20 protein-coding genes are annotated in these 24205 nt (G+C 63.8%); 16 read left to right on the forward strand and 4 right to left on the reverse strand.

Translation table 11 applies throughout. The features are described 5' to 3' along the window. The 5 genes from CK221_RS27335 to CK221_RS27355 form a co-directional block, all read left to right on the forward strand. Positions 1–2220: VCBS domain-containing protein (locus CK221_RS27335; protein ID WP_179295213.1), on the forward strand; the 2220-nt coding region annotated here is incomplete at its 5' end. Between the two features lie 139 nt (positions 2221–2359). After that, on the forward strand, positions 2360–4099 hold the full coding sequence (locus CK221_RS27340) for a type I secretion system permease/ATPase (RefSeq protein WP_095779980.1): 1740 nt from the start codon (positions 2360–2362) through the stop codon (positions 4097–4099). Continuing rightward, on the forward strand, positions 4096–5436 hold the full coding sequence (locus tag CK221_RS27345; protein ID WP_095779981.1) for an HlyD family type I secretion periplasmic adaptor subunit: 1341 nt from the start codon (positions 4096–4098) through the stop codon (positions 5434–5436). Before CK221_RS27340 ends, CK221_RS27345 begins: the two co-directional genes overlap by 4 nt. A gap of 148 nt (positions 5437–5584) precedes the next feature. Next, positions 5585–6016 (forward strand): hypothetical protein, encoded by a 432-nt coding sequence (locus CK221_RS27350; protein WP_095779982.1) that lies wholly within the window; start codon positions 5585–5587, stop codon positions 6014–6016. Next, complete coding sequence (locus CK221_RS27355) at positions 6016–6882, forward strand: alpha/beta hydrolase (RefSeq protein WP_095779983.1); 867 nt, start codon at positions 6016–6018, stop codon at positions 6880–6882. Before CK221_RS27350 ends, CK221_RS27355 begins: the two co-directional genes overlap by 1 nt. A gap of 21 nt (positions 6883–6903) precedes the next feature. Here the strand turns inward: CK221_RS27355 and CK221_RS27360 are convergent, their stop codons facing one another. Beyond that, the gene (locus CK221_RS27360) at positions 6904–7497 is read right to left on the reverse strand and encodes a hypothetical protein (protein ID WP_095779984.1); all 594 of its coding nucleotides are present in this window, start codon (positions 7495–7497) and stop codon (positions 6904–6906) included. Continuing rightward, a complete protein-coding gene (locus tag CK221_RS27365) occupies positions 7494–8687 on the reverse strand; it encodes a cytochrome P450 (RefSeq protein ID WP_176477984.1) in 1194 nt (397 codons plus the stop codon). The genes CK221_RS27360 and CK221_RS27365 overlap by 4 nt, the downstream gene beginning before the upstream one ends. 337 nt (positions 8688–9024) lie before the next feature. Here CK221_RS27365 and CK221_RS27370 point away from each other — a divergent pair, with 337 nt between their 5' ends. From CK221_RS27370 to CK221_RS27405, 8 genes are all read left to right on the forward strand, one after another. Beyond that, positions 9025–9873 (forward strand): Lpg1974 family pore-forming outer membrane protein, encoded by an 849-nt coding sequence (locus tag CK221_RS27370; protein WP_095779986.1) that lies wholly within the window; start codon positions 9025–9027, stop codon positions 9871–9873. 19 nt (positions 9874–9892) lie between these two features. Beyond that, positions 9893–10747 (forward strand): alpha/beta hydrolase, encoded by an 855-nt coding sequence (locus CK221_RS27375; protein WP_210200044.1) that lies wholly within the window; start codon positions 9893–9895, stop codon positions 10745–10747. A 175-nt stretch (positions 10748–10922) separates the two neighbouring features. Then, positions 10923–13364 (forward strand): ATP-binding protein, encoded by a 2442-nt coding sequence (locus CK221_RS27380; RefSeq protein WP_095779988.1) that lies wholly within the window; start codon positions 10923–10925, stop codon positions 13362–13364. 5 nt (positions 13365–13369) lie between these two features. Then, positions 13370–13756: a response regulator gene (locus tag CK221_RS27385; RefSeq protein ID WP_082980640.1), complete on the forward strand. Its 387-nt coding sequence runs from the start codon at positions 13370–13372 to the stop codon at positions 13754–13756. Between the two features lie 183 nt (positions 13757–13939). Beyond that, entirely contained in the window at positions 13940–14332 is a 393-nt protein-coding gene (locus CK221_RS27390) for a response regulator (protein WP_067000929.1), read from the forward strand. Further along, complete coding sequence (locus tag CK221_RS27395) at positions 14332–16080, forward strand: YaiO family outer membrane beta-barrel protein (protein WP_095779989.1); 1749 nt, start codon at positions 14332–14334, stop codon at positions 16078–16080. Before CK221_RS27390 ends, CK221_RS27395 begins: the two co-directional genes overlap by 1 nt. Positions 16081–16082: 2 nt before the next feature. Continuing rightward, complete coding sequence (locus CK221_RS27400) at positions 16083–17120, forward strand: HEAT repeat domain-containing protein (protein ID WP_095779990.1); 1038 nt, start codon at positions 16083–16085, stop codon at positions 17118–17120. Continuing rightward, positions 17117–18544, forward strand: coding sequence for a glycosyltransferase family 2 protein (locus tag CK221_RS27405; protein WP_179295215.1), 1428 nt, complete (start codon positions 17117–17119; stop codon positions 18542–18544). Before CK221_RS27400 ends, CK221_RS27405 begins: the two co-directional genes overlap by 4 nt. A 15-nt stretch (positions 18545–18559) precedes the next feature. Here CK221_RS27405 and CK221_RS27410 read toward each other — a convergent pair whose 3' ends face one another. Next, positions 18560–18871, reverse strand: coding sequence for an Hpt domain-containing protein (locus CK221_RS27410; protein ID WP_179295217.1), 312 nt, complete (start codon positions 18869–18871; stop codon positions 18560–18562). A 148-nt stretch (positions 18872–19019) separates the two neighbouring features. On the opposite strand from CK221_RS27410, the gene CK221_RS27415 reads away from it, so the two are divergent. Beyond that, on the forward strand, positions 19020–19667 hold the full coding sequence (locus CK221_RS27415) for a class I SAM-dependent methyltransferase (protein ID WP_095779992.1): 648 nt from the start codon (positions 19020–19022) through the stop codon (positions 19665–19667). A 157-nt stretch (positions 19668–19824) separates the two neighbouring features. Beyond that, positions 19825–21597: an SLC13 family permease gene (locus tag CK221_RS27420; RefSeq protein WP_095779993.1), complete on the forward strand. Its 1773-nt coding sequence runs from the start codon at positions 19825–19827 to the stop codon at positions 21595–21597. A 48-nt stretch (positions 21598–21645) separates the two neighbouring features. Here the strand turns inward: CK221_RS27420 and CK221_RS27425 are convergent, their stop codons facing one another. Then, positions 21646–22725 (reverse strand): mechanosensitive ion channel family protein, encoded by a 1080-nt coding sequence (locus tag CK221_RS27425; RefSeq protein WP_095779994.1) that lies wholly within the window; start codon positions 22723–22725, stop codon positions 21646–21648. Between the two features lie 671 nt (positions 22726–23396). On the opposite strand from CK221_RS27425, the gene CK221_RS27435 reads away from it, so the two are divergent. Next, a complete protein-coding gene (locus tag CK221_RS27435) occupies positions 23397–24173 on the forward strand; it encodes an amino acid ABC transporter ATP-binding protein (protein ID WP_067330146.1) in 777 nt (258 codons plus the stop codon). Positions 24174–24205 lie beyond the last annotated feature (32 nt).

Here is a 24205-nt window from a genome sequence, read left to right on the forward strand (position 1 = left end):
GGCCAGGTGGTGAGCGACACCTTCACGGTGACGAGCCAGGACGGCACGGCGACGGGCACGGTGACGGTGACCATCACCGGCACCAACGACGCGGCGACGGTGAGCTCGGACTCGAAGTCCGTGACCGAGGGCGACACGGCAGCGGCGCTGAACGCCAGCGGCCAGCTGACGATCACCGACCCCGACACCGGCGAAGCGCATGTGGTGGCGCAGACCAACGCGGCCGGCACCTATGGCGACTTCTCCATCGACGCCGACGGCGCCTGGACCTACACCGGCAACGACGCGCACAACGAACTGACCGCGGGTCAGGTGGTGACCGACAGCTTCACGGTGACGAGCCAGGACGGCACGGCGACGGGAACGGTGACGGTGACCATCACCGGCACCAACGACGCGGCGGTGATCACCGGCGATGCGAGCGGCTCGGTCACCGAGGCCTCCGGCGTTGCCAATGGCACGGCCGGCACCTCGCCGGCGACCGGCGACCTCGACGCCAGCGACGTCGACAGCGGCACCGACTTCTCGGTGGTAAGCAACGGCGTGCACGGCACGCTGACCATCAATGCCGCCGGCGAGTGGAGCTACGCGCTCAACGAGAACGATGCCGCGGTGCAGGCGCTCAACGCCGGCGATCCGGCGCTGACCGACACCATCACCGTGCAGACCTCAGACGGCACCCAGCAGAACATCGTCATCTCGATCAACGGCGCCAACGACGCGGCGGTGATCACCGTCAACGGCGCCCAGGATGTCTCAGTCACGGAGAAGAGCGGCGTCGCCAACGGCACACCTGGCGATGCTTTCGCTTCGGGCGACCTCAATGCGACCGACGTCGACAATCCCGCGTCCTTCAACATGCAGGCCGCTGTCGCCAAAAGCTATGGCACTTTCTCGATCGATGCCAACGGCGCCTGGAGCTACACGCTCGACGACAACAATGCGACCGTTCAGGCGCTCAACAGCAGCGGCGCGAACACCACGCTGCATGAACTGGTGACGGTCTCGACCGTCGACGGCACGCAGCAGGTGATAGACATCACCATCCACGGCGCCAACGACGCCGCGGTGATCAGCGGCACCTCGGCGGGGACCGTCATCGAAGCGGGCACCTCCAATGGCGGAGGCACGCCGACCGCCACCGGGGACCTTCTGTCGGCTGATGTCGACAACAGTACGGACGCCTTCCAGGCCGTCAATTCAGCGACGGCCAGCGCGCTCGGCTACGGCAGCTACACCGTGACCGCCGCGGGAGTCTGGACCTACACGCTCGACAACTCGAATCCGACGGTCAATGCCTTGACCGGCAGCCAGTCCTTGAGCGACAGCTTTACTGTCTTCTCCGAGGACGGCACGGCGAAACTGGTCTCGATTACCATTAATGGCGCTGACGACGGCGCACCGCGCTTTGCTCCGACTGACATCCAGCTTACACCAAGCACCACCACCGGGGATGTGAACTTCAGCTCGTTCCAGTTCACCGGAACACTAAGCGCCACCGATCCGGACCCCGGCAGCTTCGTCTACAGCATCACTTCGCAATCAGACCCGGGGCTGTTCTCGATCACCGGCAGCACGCTGAATTCCGGAGATCTTTCGCCGAGCAAGGCCTATTCCATCACCGTGCAGGCAACCCAGGTGGGCGACCCCGCAGGACCACCGTACCAGTATAGTGAGACGTTCCAGGTCATCACTGGCAGCAACGGCAATTCAAGCGACGCCCTTAACGGAGCCAACGGTGGCGATGACGTCCTCTACGGCAACGGCGGCGCAGACATCATTCTCGGCATGGCGGGCAACGACACGCTGTTCGGCCAAAGCGGCAATGACACGCTCAACGGTGGCGATGGCATTGACAAGCTTGTCGGCGGGGCCGGCACTGACACGCTTACGGGTGGTCTGGGAGCAGACACATTCTACTATGGCTCAGCCGTTGCGGATTCGCCCGCAACCGCCGCAAACGACACCATCACCGACTTCGTCCATGGCGTCGATAAGATCGACCTGTCATCGATCGATGCCAATACCGGCAGCGGCGGCGATCAGGCCTTCCTGTTCGGCGGTCAGAACGCGAACACCGTCGCCAACAGCATCACCTGGTCCGAAAGCGGCGGCAACACGATTGTGCGTGTCGATGTCGACGGCAACGCAACGGCTGATTTTCAGATCAGGCTGACCGGCGTCAACCTCGGACTGACGGCCAGCGACTTCGTGCTCTAAACAAAGAGGTGAGCCGCGCCCGCGCGGCTCACCTGGTATCCCGCTACCCCAGGATTCAGCTTACGAATTAAGGTTTACGACAGGTTTACGAGCGGATCGCGTGGCCGGGTGAGGGATCCGGAGTAGTATCGTTCCGGGCATGCAGTTTGGACAGGGGGCGGTTCTGCCGCTGGGTATTTTGAGTCTCGACAACAAACCCAGGATTGTCAGGGAAGCGCTTGGCGCCTGCCGCCGCTATTTCCTGTTTGCGGCGGTGTTCAGCCTGGCGATCAACCTGCTTTACCTCGCATCGCCGCTCTACATGCTGCAGATCTACGACCGGGTGGTCACCAGCGGCAGCGAGACGACGCTGGTGATGCTGACGCTGGTGCTGCTTGCGGCGTTCCTGGCGCTCGCCGGTCTGGACCTCGTGCGCGCCGCGATCCTGACGCGCGCCAGCGCGCGGCTCGACCGGCTGCTTTCGGCCAGGATCCTGGCGGCTTCCGTCGAGACCCCGTCGCAGGGTGCCTCGCCAAGCCAGCCGATCCGCGATTTCGACACCTTCCGGCAGGTGATCACCGGCAGCGGTATCCATGCCCTGTTCGACCTGCCCTGGTCGCCGATCTATATCGGCATCATCTTCCTCCTGCATCCCTGGCTCGGCTTCTTCGCGTTGGGCTCCTCGCTGCTTCTCATCACCATGGCGGTGCTCAACGAATATATCGTGCGGGCGCCGCTGAAGCAGGCCAACGACCTTGCCACGGCCAACTACAATTTCACCGAAATGAGCCTCAGGAACGCGGAAGTCATCCGCGCCATGGGCATGATCGACGGCCTCGTCCGGCGCTGGGGGCGCGATCGCGGCCTGGCGCTCGGCCAGCAGGGGCGGGCGAGCGACCGGGCTGCGGTCATGTCCGGGCTGATCCGCTTCCTGCGCCTCACCATGCAGTCGCTGATCCTCGGCCTCGGCGCCTATCTGGTGATCGAGCGGCAGATCACCGGCGGCTCGATGTTTGCGGCCAGCCTGCTGCTGGGCAGGGGGCTGCAGCCGGTCGAGCAGATCGTTGGCCTCTGGCGCAGCCTGATCCTGGCGCGGGCCGCCCTTGGCAGGGTCGAGAGGCTGCTGGACGGCGGCGCGCAGGGCGAACGCTCGTTCAACCTGCCGAAGCCCACCGGCAAGGTCGCCGTCGAGCAGTTGAGCTTCGCCATTCCCAGCCTGCAGAAGGTGCTGCTGCGTGATGTGTCGTTCCGGCTCGAGGCAGGCGAGGCGCTCGGCATCGTCGGCCCTTCCGGCGCCGGCAAGTCGACGCTGGCGCGTCACCTCGCCGGCATCATGCAGCCGAGCCGCGGCACGGTCAGGCTCGATGGCGCCGACATGACGCAGTGGGGAAGGGAGGCGCTCGGCGACCATATCGGCTACCTGCCGCAGGACATCGAGCTGTTTTCAGACACGGTGGCCGCCAATATCGGCCGCTTCAAGACCGATGTCGACCGCGAGGTGATCGAGGCGGCACGGCTCGCCGGCGTGCATGAGATGATCATCCGGCTGCCGCAAGGCTACGAGACGCAGATCGGCGAGGGCGGGGCGGTGCTGTCCGGCGGCTACCGGCAGCGCATTGCGCTTGCCCGCGCCGTCTTCGGCATGCCGAACCTCATCGTGCTCGACGAGCCGAGCTCCAATCTCGATGCCGACGGCGATCGCGCCCTGGCCGAATGCGCGCTGGAGCTGAAGCGTCGCGGCAGCACGGTGATCATCGTCTCGCACCGGCCCTCGACTTTGGCCAATGTCGACAAGATCCTGCTCTTGCGGGATGGCGCGGTCGAAGCCTTCGGCATGAGAAACGAGATCGTGGCGCTGCTCAACCAGCGCGCGGCACCGATCACGGTGGCGGCCCAATGACCGATATCGCCGCTTCCTATCGCAGCCTCCCCGGCACCGAAGATGCGGGCGCCAATGCGGACTCGATCCGGGCACCGGTGTGGATCGGCCTGCTCATCATCGCCGCCTTCTTCGGCGTGTTCGGCGGCTGGGCCGCGGTCGCGCCGCTCAATGGCGCGGTGCTTGCCGATGCGGTGGTGAAGGTCGAGGGCAACCGCAAGAGCGTCCAGCATTTCGACGGCGGCACGGTGAAGGAAATCCGGGTCAAGGACGGGGACATCGTCAAGGCCGGCGATGTGCTGGTGCTGCTCGACGACACCCGCGCCCGGTCGGAATTCAACCTCTATTCCCAGCAATATGCGCTGCTGCGCGCCACCGATGCTCGCATCCGCGCCGAGCTCGACGGCCATGAGGCGGTTGCCTTTCCGCAGGATATCACAGCCGAGCACCAGGCCTATCTGCAGGACGCCATGGCCAACCAGATTGCCGACCTCGAGAGCCAGCGCGCCTCGATGGCCGGCGCCAGGCAGATCCTGCAGAAGCGGATCGCCGAGCTCGACGAGCAGATCGATGGCAAGCAGGCGCGCGTCGAATCCTTTCGCGCGCAGCTCAAGTCGACGATCGACGAAAAGGCAAGCCTCAACAAGCTGCTGAAGGCGGGACTGACGACGAAGCCGCGTATCCTGGAGCTCGACCGCTCGGCCTCCGATCTGCAGGGCCTGATCGACCAGGCGCTCGGCGAGATCGCCGGAAATCGCCAGAGCAAGGCCGAACTCGAAAGCCAGATCGCGCAGCTCACCCACGAGCGTCGCGCAAAACTTTCGGCCATGCTGATCGACACCCAGTCGAACCTTGCTGATCTGGTGCCGAAGATGTTTGCCGCACAGGCCACGGTGGACCGCGCCGAAGTGCGCGCGCCCTATGACGGCCAGGTGATGGACTTGACAGTCTTTTCGACCGGCGCGATCGTCGCGCCCGGCCAGACCATTTTGGATATCGTGCCGACCAGGAATTCGCTGATCGTTCAAGCGCAGGTCAAGGTCGAGGACATATCCAGCCTGCGCGCCGACATGACGGCCGAGGTCCGCTTCACCTCGTACAAGCAGCGCACGACGCCAGTCATCCACGGCCGTGTCACCCGCGTCTCGGCGGACCGCGTCACCGATGCCAAGACCGGCTTTCCCTATTACGTTGCCGACGTGGCGGTGAATCAGCAGGAACTCGCCGCCGCGCCGCAGATCCAGCTCTATCCCGGCATGCCGGCGCAGGTCATGATCGTCACCGAGGAACGCACCGCGCTGGACTACATTCTGGGGCCGCTGACCACGTCGCTCCATACGGCCTTCCGGCAGAAGTGAGGGAACTGCCCGTCAAGGGGTAGCGCAAGCATTGGACGGCTGCAGTCCAAGCATTGCGGCGGTGCCGGCGGTCGATTCCCATTTCCCCACTAGCCCTACCTTGGCTGCTCAGCATAATCTCGCGCCCGTTTCCAACCCCTGAGTCCGCATGAGCAATCTCCTCTTCACCCGCGTTCCTTTCAATCCGGTCTCGCTCGGGCTTGTCTGCAACTTCATCGCTCACTATCCGCCATTCGACGGCTATGAATTCGGCCAGATGGTGAAGTCGCTTCGTTACCAGCTCGAGCAGCAGACGCATCTGATCGGCTCGATCGACGATGCCATCGTTGCCTATTTGGGATGGATCGTGACCAGCAGCGAAATTGCTGAGGCGTGGGTCGCGAACAACGGTCCGCTCAATTCCGATCCCAGTGGCAACTCCGTTGCCGCTACGATAATGGTGACGCGCTCATCCTCGCACATCCTGCCCTTGATCAAAGAGGCGAAGCTGCTCAATCTCGACAAATCCGTCTACTGGAAGCGCGACTTCATCGATGCGCGCGGCTCCATGAAGCGCGCCGTCCGCAAGCGGGACGCGTGATGGACAAGGTAGTGTCCATTGAGGCGCTGACCCAGGAAATCCTCATCCGCCTTGGCGACCGCTATGCGTCGATGTTCGTGCGCATCTGGCAGCCGGCAGCCCAGCCGCGCGGCACCGTTTTTTGTCTGCACGGGTTCACCGGCAATGGAGCCGATTTCAACTACCTGGCAGCCCTCCTTTGTCGCAACGGTTATCTGGTGATCTGCCCTGACTTGCTCGGGCGAGGCCGCAGCGCCTACCTGGGTTCGGGTTACGACATCAATGTCTACTACAATTGCCTACGCGCGCTCGGCCAATTTGCCGGTAAGGAAAACCACTTCATCGGCTCCTCCTGGGGCGGCACGATCCTTTTGCTGTTTCTCTACATGACCCGCTCGCGGGCGACCAAGGTGGTGCTCAACGACGTTCCCATGCTTGGCGGAGCCAATGTCGACCGTATACGCGCCGAGATCATCCGCGACAGCGAAGCGAAGTTCGCCACTCGCGCCGAGGCCGAGGCGTATGTGCGCTCGACTCGCTCCTTCATGGGGCCGGTCGAGGAAGCCGTGTTTTCGCGCTATGTCGCCAACAAGGTCATTTCCGGCCCCGATGGTTTCCGCCTGGCCTATGACCCCGCGACGACCGGGAGCTTCGGCTCCATGGCCGGGCGCGACTACGATCTGTTTCAGATTGTCGCCAAGGTGCAGGCGCGGTTCCTCCTGATGTACGGCCGCGACAGCAATTTCATCGACAGGCAGGCCATCGAGCGCACCCGGCTTGTTCGCCCGGATCTGTGGGTGGCCGACAATGTCGATGCAGGCCACCCGCCCTCGCTGATGACTCTCGACCAGGCGCTGCTCATTCTCGGTTTCCTCACCGCCGCATGACGGGCGTCGAAGTTGTTGACGTCACCCCGACGCTTGCGCCTCGATCATCTCGATCCTGCACCAGCGCCGGCCTTGGCGAGTGATCGAGCACACGCCCAGTCCGCGTTCGGTCGTTGGTTCGCTGAGGCTGACCAGTTCGATGCTTGCGGCACGCGGCGGTTCGAGATGCAGCGCCCTTAGCACGAAGCGCCGGCCTGTGGCGGCCTGATACCGGTTGAACACCACTGCAAGGATTTCAGCGTGGCTGCGCCGGCCAAGCACGAGGTAGCGATGGTAGTCGCCACTCCCGGGCAAGGCGATGTGAGGGGCGAGCCGAGGCTCCTTGCCGGACGGCCCCTCAGCCTTGTCGAGGTTGACGATGTAGAGGTCGAGCGGCGCGCCCTCGGTCGGCGCAAGCGAGACCGCCACGGCCGTGCCGTGATCGCGTCGGAAGCTGATGGCCGCATGGTGGGTGATCGGCCGCAGGAACTTCAGGTCGAGCCGGGTGAAATCCGGGTAGCGGCGTTCGATCAGAGCCACGACGTCCAGCCCGCGCACGTAGCGGCGGCCACCGACATGTGGGAAAGAGAGCCGCTCGCCCTCGACGAGCGCACGGGTCCGGGAGGCCTGGTTCATCGCCGGGCAACGGCGACCGAGGAGCCGGCCGCCGGCCGCAACGCCAGTCCATAGTCGAAGCGGATCACATCGTCCGCCCGGCTGAAGGTGAACTGGCGCACCATCGCTCGCACCGCCTCCCTGACCTCCAGCCGACCGAGGCGTGCGCCGCCGCACATGCGTGGCCCGGTGAGAAAAGGGATGAAGGCGCGACGGTCATACGTATCCTCGATGAATTCCTTGCGGCTGGCATCGAAGGATTTCGGATCGACCCAGAAAGCGGGATGCTGGTGCACGCCCACCACGGAGAGCAGGATGAGCTGTCCGGCCCGCAGCTGCCTGCCGTCCAGTGACGTCTCCGCCCCCACCTCCCGGACCAGGAAGGGGATCGGAGGCAAGTAGCGCATCGTCTCGTTGACGATGCAGTCGGTATAAGGCGTGTCCGGCTTGCCCGTATCGATCTCGTCCTGAATGCGCTGCTGCACCTTCTCGTTATCGCCCAACCGATCGATCACCCACAGCACCGTGGCGACGGTGGTCTCTACGCCGGCAAAGACATTCATGACGAACTCTTCGACGGGCGAGAAACCCCGGACAGCCTTGGCCTTCTCAGCGAAGCGCGCCATCTCCGCCGCAGCGTATGGCTCGGCGGCGAGCTGGGCGGCAAAATCGGCGACCACCTGGCGGGCGTCGTACACGGCCCCGTCACGCTCGGAAATCGTAGGCGCTACCCAGGAAAAATATTGTAGCCGGCGCAGCACTTCGCGGACCCGGTCGATCAGCATGAGCGTCTGCTCGATGTCCGCGACCAGGCCGAAGGCGCGATAGAAGATGGTGAGAGAGGCCGAAAACAGTGCCTTCTGGATCCCGTCCGGCGTCGCATCGCTTTGCAAGAGGCGGGCCGTGTAGATTTCGGATACCGCGTTTTGCTGGGCCGGCCTCGCAGCCGCCAGATAGGCATCCTGGGTGATCTCGCGCCGAATCGCCCAATTTTCATCGTTGGTGTTGAAACGGCTATAGCCCAGGGCCGAGATCATCGAGAAGTTCTTGCGGAACAGCGCCGGCGACTTGACGATGTGGTCGACCGCATCAGGATGGTCGAACACCTGGAGGTTTCCGATGCGATTCTCGCCCGCTCCCTGTCGACCGCTTTGGGCGTAGAGCGCGTAGACGAGACTGTTGAGGACGTCCTCGATCTGCGATTGATTCATCTGGCCCCCCGCCATCCGCAACCGGATATGGCCGGTTTCGGCGGCTGACATACCCGTCCAAGACGTTTAGCACATTTGCTTCGAGTCGATAGGCTGGTTGGACCCAGGTCCGACAGCTCACACGTGTAGCGGGATCCAAGGCCTCAGGTCCGCGTCCATGGGATGGTTGCTGTGGCAAAGCTGTCACAGCGCCTGACGAAGACATATCAGTGGCTTTCGCGGATGCTTCCCATGAGTTAGCTTGCCGCGGGTTTTGGGTTTGGATTCTTTGGGGGAAAGCGTGCGGGCGCAGGCATCCGGTAAATTTTTGGCGACTGTTGCGGCCTCGGCTGCGTCAATGACTTCTGTCGGCGTGGTGGCGGCCCATGCGAATGACGCGCAGGCGACAGACCAGACGGTCGTCGATTCGCGCATCAAGCTCGCCTTTGAAGGCTCGTACTTTTCAAATGACATCCATGATGCCGACAAGCTCGGTCTTCCGCCCAGCAAGGCCGGCTTCAACGGCTCCATAGCGTTGACCAAGCAGATTTCGCCGGACATGGATTGGCGCCTAGCCGGCGCCTTTCATACCGGCAGGGACTGGTCGGAGGGCGGCAGCGAAGCGGTCCCCGGTGGTGTGCTCAGCGCGTCTCTCAGTCACGGATTCGATTTCCAGACGGTCGACTTCGATCTCGGCAAGCATGTGAAGGTGCAAACGGCCGACATTCGTTTCTTCGGTGGCCTGCGACTGCTGCACGCCGACCAGACGGAGTTCCATTCCTCCTTCTCGGCAACACCCACCGATCCCACCGACAAGGGCCTCTCCACTGACAAAATCGGCACCTCGGAATACTGGGGCATTGGTCCGCGCATCGGTGCGGAGGCTTACTATCCGGTCGGTGAGGCGTGGGGCTTGACGGGTTCGGTTGCAGGGTCCGTCATGTGGGGGCGCCGCGCCGACCGCATTCGGCAAAATGTGACATTTACGAACCCCGACGTGCAATTTTCCGATACACTGTCTAGCCAGCACTCGAGTGAGACCGTCTCCAATGTCGAGGCTTCGGTCGGCTTGAGTTGGACGCCCATCGCGAACACTACCTTTACGGCAGGCTACAAGATCGAGCAGTGGCACAATCTGATCGTGAACGCGGACCAGAAGGACCAGACGTTCGACGGTCCGTTCCTGCGCCTCGAAGTCAAGATGTGACGGCGGCGGCTCGCTGCAAGTGAATTTGGAAGCCGGTTTCGAGTCCAGGTTCGCGGCCAACGGCAACGTCAAATTGCACTACATTGCGGCGGGCTCCGGCCCGCCGATTCTGTTTTTGCACGGCTTTCCCGACCATGGCCTCGGCTGGCGTCGCCAGATCGAGGCACTCGAAGGCAGGTATAGGGTACTGGCGCCGGATCTGCGCGGCTTTGGGCGAAGCGATGCCCCGCAGGGACGTGCCAGCTACGCACTCATGCCATGCCTTGTAGAGGATGTCCTGGCCGTGCTGGCGGCGGAGGGCCTTTCCCAGGTTTCGGTCATTGGCCATGACTGGGGTGGCATGATCGCCTGGTGGCTGGCGATGCGCGTGCCGCAGCTCGTGCGCCATCTGGTGCTACTGTCGGCGCCGCACCCCCGCCACTATTTGCGCGCCATCCACGATCCGGCCAACGCCGGCACCATCAACTACATCCGTCGTTTCCAGGGGATCAGCGGCGCCATACCGACGCCGGAGGAGCTAGGCGGCTGGGTCGCCGACGCAGCCGAACGGCAGTTGCTCGTCGAGTCGCTTGAGCGCTCCCACCCTGATGCGATGCTTAGCTACTACAGAGCCAATATACCTTTGGGCAAGATGCCGGATATCGGCCCTCTGCCGCCAGTCAGGGCGCCGACTCTGGTGATGTTCGGCTCCGACGATCCCTACATTCCGGCCGGCGCATATGACGGAACATATCGCGAGGTCGACAACGTCACATCGCTGCTGGCGCTGCCTGGTGCCGGGCATTTCATCCACCACCAGGCCGCTGCCTTCGTCACCCGCGAGATCGAGGGCTGGGTGTTGCGGCCACCGTCGAGCTTCCGTAGTCTAGCTTAGAGCCACCCGCCGCCGAGCCCCTCGACATGTTCCGGTATGATCGCGTCGGTCCGACGGGATCTTGGTGCCTGTCTCGTATTCGGCGTGTCACTCCGAATCAGCCTACTCCGCCCGCTCTTTAGACCTCGGATAGGTTTTGCCGCTATTTGTCGGAAAAAACGGAGCCGGAAAAGTCATGACCGAGATCTGGCACTCACTCCTGGCCAATCTTGCCCTGGTCTCCATCCTTATCGTCGCCTGGGACCTTGTGGCGGATTTCACCGGGCGTCTCTCGCGGCGGGCACAGTCGCTGCTTTTGGGCGTGGTCATGTGCGCGGGCGCGGTCATTTCCATGGCGACGGCCCTGTCCGTCTCCGGCTTCATCGTCGACCTGCGCGCCGCGTTTATCGGAGCGGCCGCGTTCTTCGGCGGATGGCCGGCGATGTTCATCGCCGCTGCCGGCTCCATCGCCTATCGTCTTCATCTGGGCGGTCAGGGCGCCGAAGTCGGCGTCATGAGCATCCTGATCACCGCCGTCGTCGGCCTGGCCTGGCACCACATCGTCGCGGTCCGTTCGCGCACCATGTTCGACATACTCGGCCTCGGCCTGTCGGTCGCGCTGGCCGGGCTCATCACGCTTCTGGTCATTCCCTCGCAGGTCGTGACCGGCTTTGTGCAGCAGAGCACGTTGCCGTCTCTCCTGTTCCGCTTCCTGAGCACCTTCATCATTGCCGTGCTGCTCGACCGGCAGCAGCGGCGGCGCGATCTCGCCATGTCCAACATGATTTTCCGTGCCATGGTTCACGAGCTGCCGGATAGTCTCAACGTGAAGGATACTCAGGGGCGCTTCATCGCGGCCAATCCAGCCACCGCCGAACTGGTGCGCGCCGCCTCCGTCGAGGACCTCATCGGCAAGACGGATTTCGATTTCTATCCCAAGGACGTGGCCGAGCGCTTCAGACAGGATGAAATGGGCGCGCTGGAGGCCGGGCAGACGTTGCGCATCGATCAGCCCGCGCTCCTGCCTGACGGCAGGCAGGGCTGGCTCTACACGCTGAAGGCGCCGTTCCGCGACGAGGCCGGCAAGATCGTCGGCGTCATCACCTACAATCGCGACATCACCGAGCAGAAGCGAAACGCCCAGCTCAAGAACGACTTCATTTCGACGGTCAGCCACGAATTGCGAACGCCGCTGACATCCATCCGTGGCTCGCTTGGCCTGATCGCAGCCGGCGTCGCGGGCGAGCTGCCGCCCAAGGCCGCCAACCTCGTCAACATCGCCCACAACAACAGCGAAAGGCTGGTTCTTCTCATCAACGACATCCTCGACATGGAGAAGATCGAGTCGGGCGTCATCACCTTCAAGATCAAGCAGATGCCCGTGCGTGCGGTCCTGGAGCAGGCCATCGCCGCCAGTTCCAATTACATGGCCGAGAGCGGGATCCGCATCGTCCTGGTCGACGATGCCCCGCGCGCCGAAGCCAATATCGACCCCGATCGCCTGCACCAGGTGATGGCGAACCTGCTGTCGAACGCGATCAAGTTCTCCGATCCCGGCGGCACTGTCATGGTGAAGCTCCAGCGTCGCGAGCGCGACATGCTGCGCATCTCCATTATCGATGAAGGCGCCGGCATCCCGGAAGTGTTCCGCAGCCGCATATTCGGCAAGTTCGAGCAGGCCGATGCCTCCAGCACCCGCAAGAAGGGGGGCACCGGCCTGGGCCTGAGCATCGTCAAGACCATCGTCGAGAAGCTCGGCGGCGCCGTTTCCTTCGAAAGCGAGGAAGGCAAGGGGACCTCGTTTCACGTCGATCTTGCCGAAGCGCAGAGACAGGCCGAGAAGCCGGTTTTGGTCGAGCGCCGGTCGCGAAAGCGCGATGGACGCCTGCGCGTCCTCATTTGCGAGGACGAGTCCGACATCGCTGCGGTGATCGCGGCGCTTCTCGACGCCGACGGCTTCTCCAGCGATGTCGCCCCCGATATCGGTACCGCAAAAGCGCTCCTGAACTCCCGCGACTATGTGGCGCTGACGCTCGACATCAAGCTGGCCGGAGAATCCGGCATCAAGCTCTTCCACGACATCAGGGTCTCACCGGTGAATTCCGAGATTTCGGTCATCGTCATCTCCGCCATCGCCGACGAAGCCAGGCGCTCGCTGAACGGAACCGCCATCGGCATCGTCGACTGGCTGGAGAAGCCGGTGGATTCGGCGCGCCTTCACGCCGCTCTCGCCAAGATCCTCGCCAGCAAGGTCGAGCGGAGGCCGAGGATCCTCCACGTCGAGGACGACGAGGGCGTCCTTGCCGTGATGTCAGCTGGCTTGGGTCCAGGCGTCTTGATCGCTTCCGCCAAAACGCTGCAGGAGGCCCGGAAGGCGGTCGCAAAGCATCGCTTCGACCTGGTCATCCTCGACATACTGCTTCCCGACGGATCGGGACTGGATCTGCTCATCGATCTGCCGCTGGAAACCCAAGTCATCGTGTTCTCGGCGGCCGAGTTGGATCAGAACCTCGGTGACCGGGTGCAGGCGATGATGACCAAGACCAAGGCGTCGGAGATCGATGTCGCCAGGCTGGTCAGGAGCATGTTGGTCTCATCGCTCGATAGCGCCAGACCCGCCTCCAGTGCCAAGGAGTGATGATTATGCCGGCAAGGATCCTCTATGTGGATGACGAGGACGACATCCGCGAAATCGCCCAGATGTCGCTGGAACTCGAGCCGGAATTCGAGGTGCGGTCCAGCGCCTCGGGCATCGCAGCGCTGACCGATGCCGCCGATTGGCGCCCTGACCTCATCCTGCTCGACGTGATGATGCCGGACATGGACGGGCCGGAAACACTGAGGCGCCTGGCCGATTCGCCGCTGACGGCCGCGATTCCGGTGGCGTTCATCACGGCGCGCACCCAGACGCATGAGGTGGAGCGTTATCTCGCCATGGGAGCCGTGGGAGTGATCGCCAAGCCGTTCGACCCGCTGGCGCTTGCGGGCGAGGTGAGAAGGCTGCTTTCGGGGCGTTCCGGCCCGGTTTAGCCGGCGAGAAAGCCGCGCAAAAGATGCCTGTCGGCAAAGTCGGTTTTGCGTTTGCCGCTCCTATACCATGGCCCAATATTCATCTAGTGATTGTGTCGAAATGCGGCCGCCGCGAATCGGCTTTATCTAAGATCGCGCGGCGTCATCACTCCGGGGGGCGACGGAACCGGAGCAGGACTGGTGGTGGATGGAGCGAAGGCAAGAGTTCTGATCTGCGACGATGATCCCTTGTTGCTCGAGCTGATGGAATTCAGGCTGAGGGCGAAGGGATACGAGGTCATCAAAGCGGTGGACGGCGCCGAGGCGCTGGCGAAGGCGGAGCAGGACGGCCCCGACATCATCGTGCTCGACGCGATGATGCCCAAGGCCGACGGCATCGAGGTGCTGGCGCGCATCAAGGGCGACCCGGTGCTGTCGAAGACTCCGGTGGTGATGCTGACCGCGCGCAAGGCCGAGAAGGACATCGTTTCGGCGCTTGAGAAGGGCGCCGACGATTATCTGGTGAAGCCGTTCATTCCCGAGGAGCTACTGGCCCGGCTGGCGCGTCTCATCGCCCGCAAGGGCGGGAAGCGCTGATGCGGCGCGGCCGGCGCTCAGCCTTTGCCGCATGCCTGATCCTGGCGATCGCCGCCGCTCCCGGCGCGGCGCTGGCGCAGACTGTCGACGAGCTCTACGCATCCGGCGTCAAGGCCAGGCAGGCGCAGCATTTCGACGAGGCCGCCGATCTTTTCCGGCGCGCGCTGGCGTTGAAAGCTGACAATGCCGACGCTCTTGTGCAGCTTGGCTTCGCCGAGCTCGGCCGCAACGATCTGCCGGCGGCGCGCGACGCCTTTTCCAGGGCGCTTTCCCTTGCCCCGGCCTATCGCGATGCGAGCTTCGGCATGGCCCAGGTCGAATTCCGCTCCGGCAATCTGGATGCGGCGCTGCCGCTCGCCGAGAAGGTCGCTGAGGCAGAGCCCGGCAATGCCGACGCGGCAGCGCTTCTAGAGAACATCCGCAAGGCCAAGCAGGCCGGCCAGGCGAAGCCGGTTCCGGCTGCCGCGGCGCCGGCGAAGAAGCCGCCCCACCGGCGGCCCGATCCCGTCGCCATCCAGTTGGAGCAGGGCAGGCGGTTGCGGGCGGCGGGAAAGCTGCCCGAGGCCGAGACCGCCTATCGCCGCGCGCTCAAGCTGTCGCCCAGGAACACCGACACCCTGGTCGCGCTCGGCCTCGTTGTCGGCTCCAGCCAGCGCTTCGACGAGGCCGGGCGGTTCTTCGACCGGGCGCTTGCGATCAGGCCCGGCCTTCTCGACGCGCGGCTGGGCAAGGTCCGCGTGGCGATCTGGCAGGGCGACGCGCCGCGCGCCCGCGCCCTGGTCCACGATGTGCTGGCCTCGGCGCCGGACAATGTCGAGGCTCTCAGCCTTGATGCCAGAATCGCCTTGCTCGAGGCCGACTACAAGCGGGCCGGGCAATCCTTGCAGCGCGCGCTGGCGCTCGATCCGCGCAATGCCGAGGCGCTGGTCGGGCTCGGCGACGTGCGCCGCGCCGAGGGCGACGACGAGGCCGCGCGGCAGGCTTACGGCCAGGCGCTCGCCATCGAGCCGGGTTCCGCCGATATCGAGCAAAGGCTGGCCGTGCCGCCGCCGCGCAAATGGCGGCTCGACCTCGGCAGCGAGGTGAGCGATCTCACCGACGGGCTTGGCGACTGGACCGACAGTTCGGCCGGCCTTTCCTATCGGCTATCGCCCCAAACGACGATCTCCGGCCGCACGCGGCTCGCCACCCGCTTCGGCAACACCGACGTCCAGATCGAGGGCCGCGTCGACCAGGCCTTCTCGCCGGCCTTCTCCGCCTATGCGCTGGCCGCTGCGACGCCGGATGCCGACTTTCTGGCGCGCTATTCGATCGGGGCCGGCGCTTCGTGGCAGGTCGTGGCGCCGGCGAAGGTCTTCGGCCCACTGTCGCTCAACATCGACGCCCGCTACGACAATTTCGCCGACGCCGACGTCACCAGCATCCAGCCCTGGCTGCAGGGCTATCTCCTTGACGGCCGCCTGGGGCTTTCCGCCCGCTGGGTGCATGCCAAGGACGATATCGGCACGCGCGCGGACGGCTATGTGCTTCGCGCCGACCTCGCGGTGACGCCGCATGTCAATCTCTTCGGCGGCTATGCCGACGCCCCCGAAATCTCCGACGGCACGCTGGTGCCGACGCGCACCGTCTTTGGCGGCATCTCCTTCGACGTCAGCGATCCGCTGACGCTGCGCGCCAGCATCGCGCATGAACAACGCCCGACATTCGACCGAAGCATATTCGGGCTCGGGCTGACCGCGCGGTTCTGACCATGTGGTACGTCTGGAATCTCTCCATACTGCTCAGCGCGCTCTCCCTGGTGATCATGCTGTTTTTGATCGCGCGCCGTTTGCTGCGGGAGCGCCGGGACGCCGCCAGAGCCGGACAGCGGCGGCAGCTTCTGACGGCGCTGATCACCTTCACCGAAGACCGCGACCGCCAGACGCTGAAAACGGCCATTCTTTCGGTGCCGCCGGGCGTGGCGATCGAGGCCGGCTTCGAGTTCGTTTCGCTGCTGCGCGGCGAGGAGCGTGACGATGTCCTTGTCGCCTTCAACGAATGCGGCCTGCCGGCCCTCGTCGGCAGGCAGCTGGAACGGGGCAATGTGGCCGAACGCATCCACGCGGCCGAGATGCTGGCGGCGCTGGGGTCGCAGAATGCGACGGCAAGCCTGCTTTCGGCGCTGGACCAGGACCGCTCGCGCGAAGTCAGGATCGCCGCCGCCATCGCGCTCTGCGATCTCGGCAGCCTGCCCCTGCTCGGCGTCGCGCTGGACAAGATCGGCGTGGCGGGACAGCGCTCGCGACGCCTGATCGAACTGTTCAGGCGCTTTCCGCGCACGCGCTTCAACGAGCTTGCGATCCATGCATCGCGCGTCGACGCCGTGCCCTTCATTAGGGCGGCCGCGATCGACGCGCTCGCCCGCGCCGGCGGCTTCGGCTTTGCCGCCTTCTTCGCCGGCTTGACCGGCGATGCCTCGCCTGAGGTTGTCGCCGCGGCGCTGCGCGCGCTTGGCCTCACCGGACACGCCGATGCGCCGGCGATCCTGACGAGCGCGATGGCAAACGACGACTGGGGCGTGCGCGCCGCCGCCGCCGAGTCCGCGGGACGCCTCGGCCTTCCCGAACTTGCCGCGCCGCTGTCCAGGCTGCTGGACGACGAGGTCTGGAACGTGCGCTATGCCGCCGCCAACGCGCTGCGCTCCTTTGGCCAGCCGGGCGAGCGGCTGCTGCGCCAAATCGCCGACAGCGAGGTCTCGCGCAGCCAGCGCACCGCCTCGCTCATTCTTGCCGAGGGGCCGGCCGCATGATTGCCGAGTGGAGCGACGAGATCGTCCTTGCCGCCACCATCCTGTCCTGGTTCATCATCGCGGCGGGGCTGGCGCAGACGACAATCTATCTGCTGCAGCTCGTCCTCGCCGGCTATGCGCTGTCCAAGCGCCCGCCGGTGGCGCGCTCGGCGCTGCTCTGGCAGCGCTACGGCGAGGTCGCGCCGCCGATCGCGCTTCTGGTGCCGGCCTATAACGAGGAAGTGAATGTGGTGGAGAGCGTCCATTCGATGCTGGCGCTCGAATATCCGAATTTCGAGGTCATCGTCGTCAATGACGGCTCGAAGGACCAGACCTTGCAGCGCCTGATCGAGGGCTTCAAGCTGGTGAAGTTCCACCGTCCCTACGAGGAGGCGCTGGCGCACAAGCCGATCCGCGGCCTCTATTCCTCGCCGATGACCGAGCGGCTGTTCGTGATCGACAAGGAGAATGGCGGCAAGGCGGACGCGCAGAATGCCGGCATCAATGTCTGCCGCGCGCCGCTCTTTTGTGTGATCGACGGCGATTCCATCCTCGAGCCCGATGCGCTGATGCGCGCCGCCCAGCCCTTCATCGACGATCCCGAGCGCACCATCGCGGTGGGCGGCACGATCCGCATCGCCAACGGCTCGAAGATCGAGGCCGGCAGGGTGCGCGAGGTGCATCTGCCGCGCCGCCTGCTGCCGCTCTTCCAGGTGGTCGAATATCTGCGCGCCTTCCTGATGGCCCGCCTTGCCTGGAGCAGCGTCAACACGCTGATGCTGGTCTCCGGCGCCTTCGGCATGTTCCGCCGCGCCGAAGTGGTGGCGGTGGGCGGCTTCACCAAGGGCTCGATGGGCGAGGACCTCGACCTTGTGATCAAGCTGCACCGCCACATGCGCGACAAGAAGCGCAAATACCGCGTTCAGTTCATTCCCGAGCCGGTGTGCTGGACCGAGGCGCCGGAAACGCTGAACGTGCTTGCCCGCCAGCGCACGCGATGGCAGCGCGGCGCGCTCGAATGCTTCTTCCGCTACCGCGCCATGTTCTTGAACCCGCGCTATGGCCGCGTCGGCTTCCTCGGCTTCGGCCACATCTTCATCGTCGACGTGATGGGGCCGGTGGCGGAGGTGCTGGGCTATATCCTGATCCCCGCCTTCTGGCTGCTCGGCATCCTGTCGGCCGAATATCTCCTGGCCTTCACCTCGCTGATCTTCACCTATGGCGTCTGCGTCAGCGTCTGCTCGCTCATCCTGGAGGAGGCCGAGCTGCAGCGCTTTCCGCGCGCCAGGGATCTCGCCGTGCTGACGGCGGCCGCCGTGATCGAGAATTTCGGCTACCGCCAGCTCAACAATTTCTGGCGCGTGAAGGGCTGCTGGCAGTTCTTGCGCGGCAACCAGGGCTGGGGCGAGATGACCAGGACCGGCCTCGGCGCCGCCAAGAAGTGAGCCGGACTGGCGGCGTCAGGCCAGGGTCCGTTCGATCTCCGCGATTAAGGCATCGAGCGCCGCGCGGACATCGCCGCCTTCCGCCTGCTCGATGAGCAGCGTTTCCAGCGCTGAGGCCCGCACGCTGATCTCCGCAAAGCCGAAAGTGCCGGCCGCTCCGGCGAGCGAATGGGCAAGCTTGGTCACGTCGGAGCCGGGAACAGGAGTCGCCTCGCGCGCCGCCTGCAACTGCGCGAGCTGACTGGCGCAGCGGGTGAGGAAACGTTCGCGAAGAGGGGCGAAGGGATCGGTTGAGATGGAGATTCTCCCGAGCGAATGAGGAGATATTGAAACAGAAAGCGAGGCGAAGAGGAATGGCGGGTAGGCTGCTTGTTGCTCATCTGCCGCCCTTGCTTGGTTGCGTCGCCGGCCCCGCCGGTTACGCTGCGTTTAGCGCCGCCGTATAAGGAAAGGGAATCCGGAGGGCAGCACGCTGATGTTGGACAATTACGAGGTGGACCGATTTGGCGTGATCCACCAAATCGACTTCACGCCGATCAAATACGACAAGCAATATATTTCCTATTACGAGGACCTGAGCGACCGCACCATCAAGCTCGGATATCAGCGGCTTGGCTGGGTGCTGGGATTGACCGGCGCGATTCCCCGCTCGGTGCTGGAAATTGGATACGGCACCGGCACGTTCATCGAAGCCGCGAAGATAACCGGGGTCGCCGATTGCGCCGGCTACGATATCGCCGAGTTCCCGCTGCCCGCGGGGGTCCGCTTTGTCGGTTGGGACGAGGCGCTGGCCAGTTCGTGGGATCTGGTCGCCATGTTCGACGTGCTCGAACACATCCCGGATCTGGGTTTCCTCGACTGCCTGCAGACCCGGCACCTGGCCGTCGCCGTCCCGTACTGCCGCTGGCGCGAGCTCGGCGCCGACGGCGACGCCTGGTTCCGAACCTGGCGTATGCGTCTCCCCAACGAGCATTTGCACCACTTCGACCGCGACTCGCTGGTCGCGTTGCTCGCGCACAGCGGCTTCGACTGCGTGACGCTGAACTGCTTCGAGGACGGGATCAGGCTGCGGCCCGGCGAAGCCGGCCCGAACATTCTGTCCGGCTTCTTCAGCAAGCGATAGGCCAGGTTCCATCCGCGCGCGAGGGCAGGGCCGGGCGAGGGGGCCGCGCTCATGCGCGATGGCCTTCAGCTCCGCCAACAGCCCACGACCGTCGGACCAAAGCAACAAAGGAGCAGTCTGGGCGTTCTGATCAGCCGCTTGCGGAGCAGCCGAAGACATGACCATGCCGCAAATCCTGTCGTTCGCCGTCACCTTCGTGATGATGGCAGCGTTCGTATGGGGTCGCTATCGCTATGATCTCGTCGCTGCCGCGGCACTGTTGCTCGCCCTCGCCGTTGGGATTGTGCCCTTTGACAAAGCCTTCAGCGGGTTCAGCGACGATATCGTGATCATTGTCGGCAGCGCTCTGCTGGTGAGCGCGGGCATAGCGCGATCGGGCATCATGGAACTCGCCATCGCGCGCTTTGCTCCCAAATTGTCGGGAGTTCGCTCGCAACTGGCGCTGCTGGTGATCGTGGTGACGTGCCTGTCTGCCTTTGTTAAGAATATCGGCGCGCTGGCGATCATGATCCCGATCGCCTTTCAGTTCGCGCGCCGGTCCGGCACCTCGCCATCGATATTTCTGATGCCCATGGCGTTCGGATCGTTGCTCGGCGGTCTCATGACGCAGGTGGGCACTTCCCCGAACATCGTTGTCTCCCGGGTGCGAGAGCAGCTGACCGGAACGGCGTTCACAATGTTCGACTTCGCGCCCGTTGGGGCTGCCGTCGCCGCCGCCGGGATGATTTTCCTGCTGTCTTTTTATTGGCTGTTGCCGGTGCGAGAAAAGCTCGGCGGGGCGCTGAATGAAGCCCTCGACATCAAGGACTATCTCACAGAGGCGCGAGTTGTCGGCGATTCCACCGTGCTTGGGAAAACCGTCGCCGACGTCATGAAGCTTGCCGGCGGCGATGCCGTCGTGACGTCGATCCTGCGCAATCGCACGATGCGGATGACGCCGCTGCCCGATGCCGTCCTGAAGGTGAACGACATCCTGTTGCTCGAAGGCGACCCGGCGGCGCTCGATCGCCTTGTCTCGCAAGGCAAGCTCAGCGTCACGGGCGATCGGGTGAATGAAGAGGTCACCACCAGCGAGATGGTCGCTATCGAGGCCGTCATTGGCGAAAGCTCGCCCTTGATCGGCTGGACGGCCCAGCGACTTGCCCTCTACGATCGCTTCAACGTCAACCTCCTGGCTGTCAGCCGTCGCGGCCAGCGGCTCGACCGCAGGCTCGCCAAGGTCGAGCTAAGGCTCGGCGACGTCGTCGTGTTGCAGGGCAATGCAACCACAATGCCCGAGACACTGCGCGGACTAGGCTGCCTGCCGCTGGCGGAAAGGCCCATCCTTCTTGGCAGCGTTCGCAAGGGTATCGTGCCCGTGGCAATCCTCGCCCTTGCCATGCTCACGACTGCCGTTGGTCTGCTCCCGGTTCCCGTCGCTTTCTTTGCGGCCGCGGTCGGGATAGTGCTGTTCAAGGTCATCCCGCTCCGCGACGTCTACCAATCGCTGGATGGCCCAATCCTCGTGATGCTCGCCGTTCTCATCCCGGTGAGCGATTCGCTGCGCACCACGGGGGCGACCGCACTGGTCGCCGCGGAGCTTGCCAGGTTCGGGACTATTCTTCCGGCGCCGGGCGCCCTGATGCTGATCCTCGTCGCCGCCATGGCCGTGACGCCGTTCCTCAACAATGCCGCCACCGTGTTAGTCATGGCGCCCGTCGCCTCGGAATTCGCCGCCGATCTGGGCTACAGGCCGGAAGCATTTCTGATGGCTGTCGCCATTGGCGCCGGCTGCGACTTCCTCACGCCGATCGGGCACCAATGCAACACCCTTGTCATGGGGCCGGGAGGCTATCGTTTCAGCGACTATCCGCGTCTGGGGCTGCCGCTGTCGTTCCTTGTCGTCCTTGTTGCCGTGCCGATGCTGGCGATCGTATGGCCGATGAACTGACAAGCCGTAGAAGGATGCGAACGACCTCGCTCTACCCTGCCGGGAAGTTCACCGCAAATTGCTCTTTGGAAACAGCACGCGATCGGGTTCTGCATTCATGCGCGCCAGCATTTCCTTGATCAAGCGTGTCTTGGTGCGCCCCGCTTCCTTCGGCGGCACGAGGTAGCGCACGATGGCTTCGAGCCAGGTATTTTCACTGACGCGAAAATGAACCACCGGATGCTCCTTCACTTGCAGCTCGTCCACCGGCGTTTTCGACAGGATGTCCTTATAGACCTTCACCTTCTGGCTCATGATGTCGCCGATCTGCTCGTCCACGACCTCTCGCATGGTTTTCGCCACGAATTCCAGGTCGCTCTCGTAGGCGAGCTGGAACTTGATTTCGTTCCAGACATAGGGAAACAGCGGCCAGGAATAGTTGAAGACCGGCGTGTCGAACACGGTGGAGTTCGGGAACTTGATGACGCGTCCGCTCGGATGATCGGTCCAAAGATGCTCGCCGCCGAATTCCCATAACGTCGTGTCGAGATAGCTGACGTCGATGACGTCGCCATGGGCATCGCCGATGCGGATCCGGTCGCCGACGCGATAGGGCGCCCGGGCCAGAATATAGATCCAGGCGATGAAACTGGAGATCGGCATCTGCAGCGCGAAGCCGAGTGTCAGCGAGATCAGCCCGAGCGAAACGACGGCGGCGTACCAGTTCACGAACAGAACCGAGATGGCCACGAAGACGACGGCGACCACGACGATCAATCGAAAAATTCGTTTCAGGTTGAAACGCGAGACACGATTGGGAATTCGGCCGATGAGAAAGACTTCGACGATATTCGCTATCGTCAGCATGACGAAAATGAGAAGGCCGCCCCAGACATAGTTCAGCACGCGGACGCGCAAAGGCGCCTCAAACCATTCCACGCGCCAGTTGATGACAAGTTGGGCGGCAAAGAGCAGCAAGGCTACGGCCGCGAAACCAGCCGTCCACCAGAGGTCTTCTTTGCGGAAGCTGAAGCGGAACTTTTCCTCGGGCTTTTTCGCCTGCTGCTGGATCGTCTTCGGATCGGCAGTCCGCTGCGCGGCCCGTTCGAGCCGGGAAAGGTTCTCCTGTTCCTTGTCGCGCCGTTCCATGGATTCGCCATCCGATGTCGCATCAACATCGAGCAGCGGCTAATCGTTCCGCGACAGTGGCGTTGGGATGAGGCGCTCGCGGCGCGTGAGACCGCGTCGCCATGCTCGACGTGCTCGAACCGGATCTGAGTGTCCTCGGCCGCCTTAAGACCCGTCACCTGGCCGCCGCCGTCCCTTGTTGCCGCTGGCGCGAGCTTGGCGCCGACGGCGACGCGTGGGCGGCCCGGCGGAGCGGGCCCGGCCATTCTGTTTAGGAAGCGATAGGCGAGTCTATGTTCGCCTGAGGCCGGGCGAGGGGCGGCTTATCTGCGATGGTCTTTATTCCGCGAATTGGATCCGACGCGCCAAATGTAAGCTGTTCCTGCAGATTTTTCTCGCAACCAATTTGATCTATCTTGACACCGGTTGCGATACCAATGTCATATTGGTCCTAAGAATCCCGAGATTGGTTTCAAATAGTTGCTAGAGGCAGCGAGCCGATGAACGTGACTGACAGCAAGGGATATCGAACCGTTTCGAGGAGGAGCGCCATAGACGGCGCCGTCACCGACGAAAGTGGGAGCGATGGTCACAGTCGCCTAACACTTAACGAACTCGCGCAGACGATGGACAGCCGGGGCCAGCCCCATGTTGAGAAGGTGCGATCTGAATGGAACCGAAGACGCCATGACATGGCCCCGGTTCTAAAGGTCCATGAACTCAGTAAGAATTTCGGCGCGGTCAGGATCCTTAACGACGTCACTTTCCAGATGGCGGAAGGGGAGGTCATATCCCTTATCGGCGCGTCTGGCTCGGGAAAGAGCACGTTGTTGCGCTGCATAAATTTTCTGGAGACGCCGACCTCAGGGAGGATCGAGGTGATGGGCGACGCAATCTCCATCACCACCAATCGACCGGGCAAGAGCGAAATCACCAACCGCGCGAAGATCCGGCTCTTTCGCCAGCGGACTGGCATGGTGTTCCAGAACTTCAATCTCTGGCCGCACCGGACCGTGATCGGCAACGTGACAGAGGCGCTCGTCTACGTGCTCGGGAAAGGAAGGCGGGAGGCCGAGGATATGGCGCTTTCGGCGCTTTCCAAGGTGGGGATGGCCGAATTCCGCGACCGCTATCCCAGTCAGCTTTCAGGCGGTCAACAACAGCGCGTGGCGATCGCACGGGTGCTGGCGATGCGACCAAAGATCATGCTTTTTGACGAGCCCACATCCGCGCTCGATCCGGAACTCGTGGGCGAGGTGCTGAAGGTGATCCGCACGCTGGCCGAAGAGGGGGCGACCATCCTTCTCGTCACCCATGAAATGCGGTTTGCGCGCGACGTGTCGAGCCGAATGATATTCCTGCGCAAAGGTATCCTTGAGCAGGACGATGCGCCGGAAGAGTTGTTTCGCAACCCTGCCTCGGAGGCGGTGAAACGGTTTCTCTCCAGCGTCATGCCAGCCGCCGCGTGATCGCGGTTTTCTTCAGCAGAACAAGAAAAGGG

The sequence above is a fragment of the Mesorhizobium sp. WSM3868 genome, assembly GCF_002294785.1.
In the GTDB taxonomy this organism is placed as follows: domain Bacteria; phylum Pseudomonadota; class Alphaproteobacteria; order Rhizobiales; family Rhizobiaceae; genus Mesorhizobium.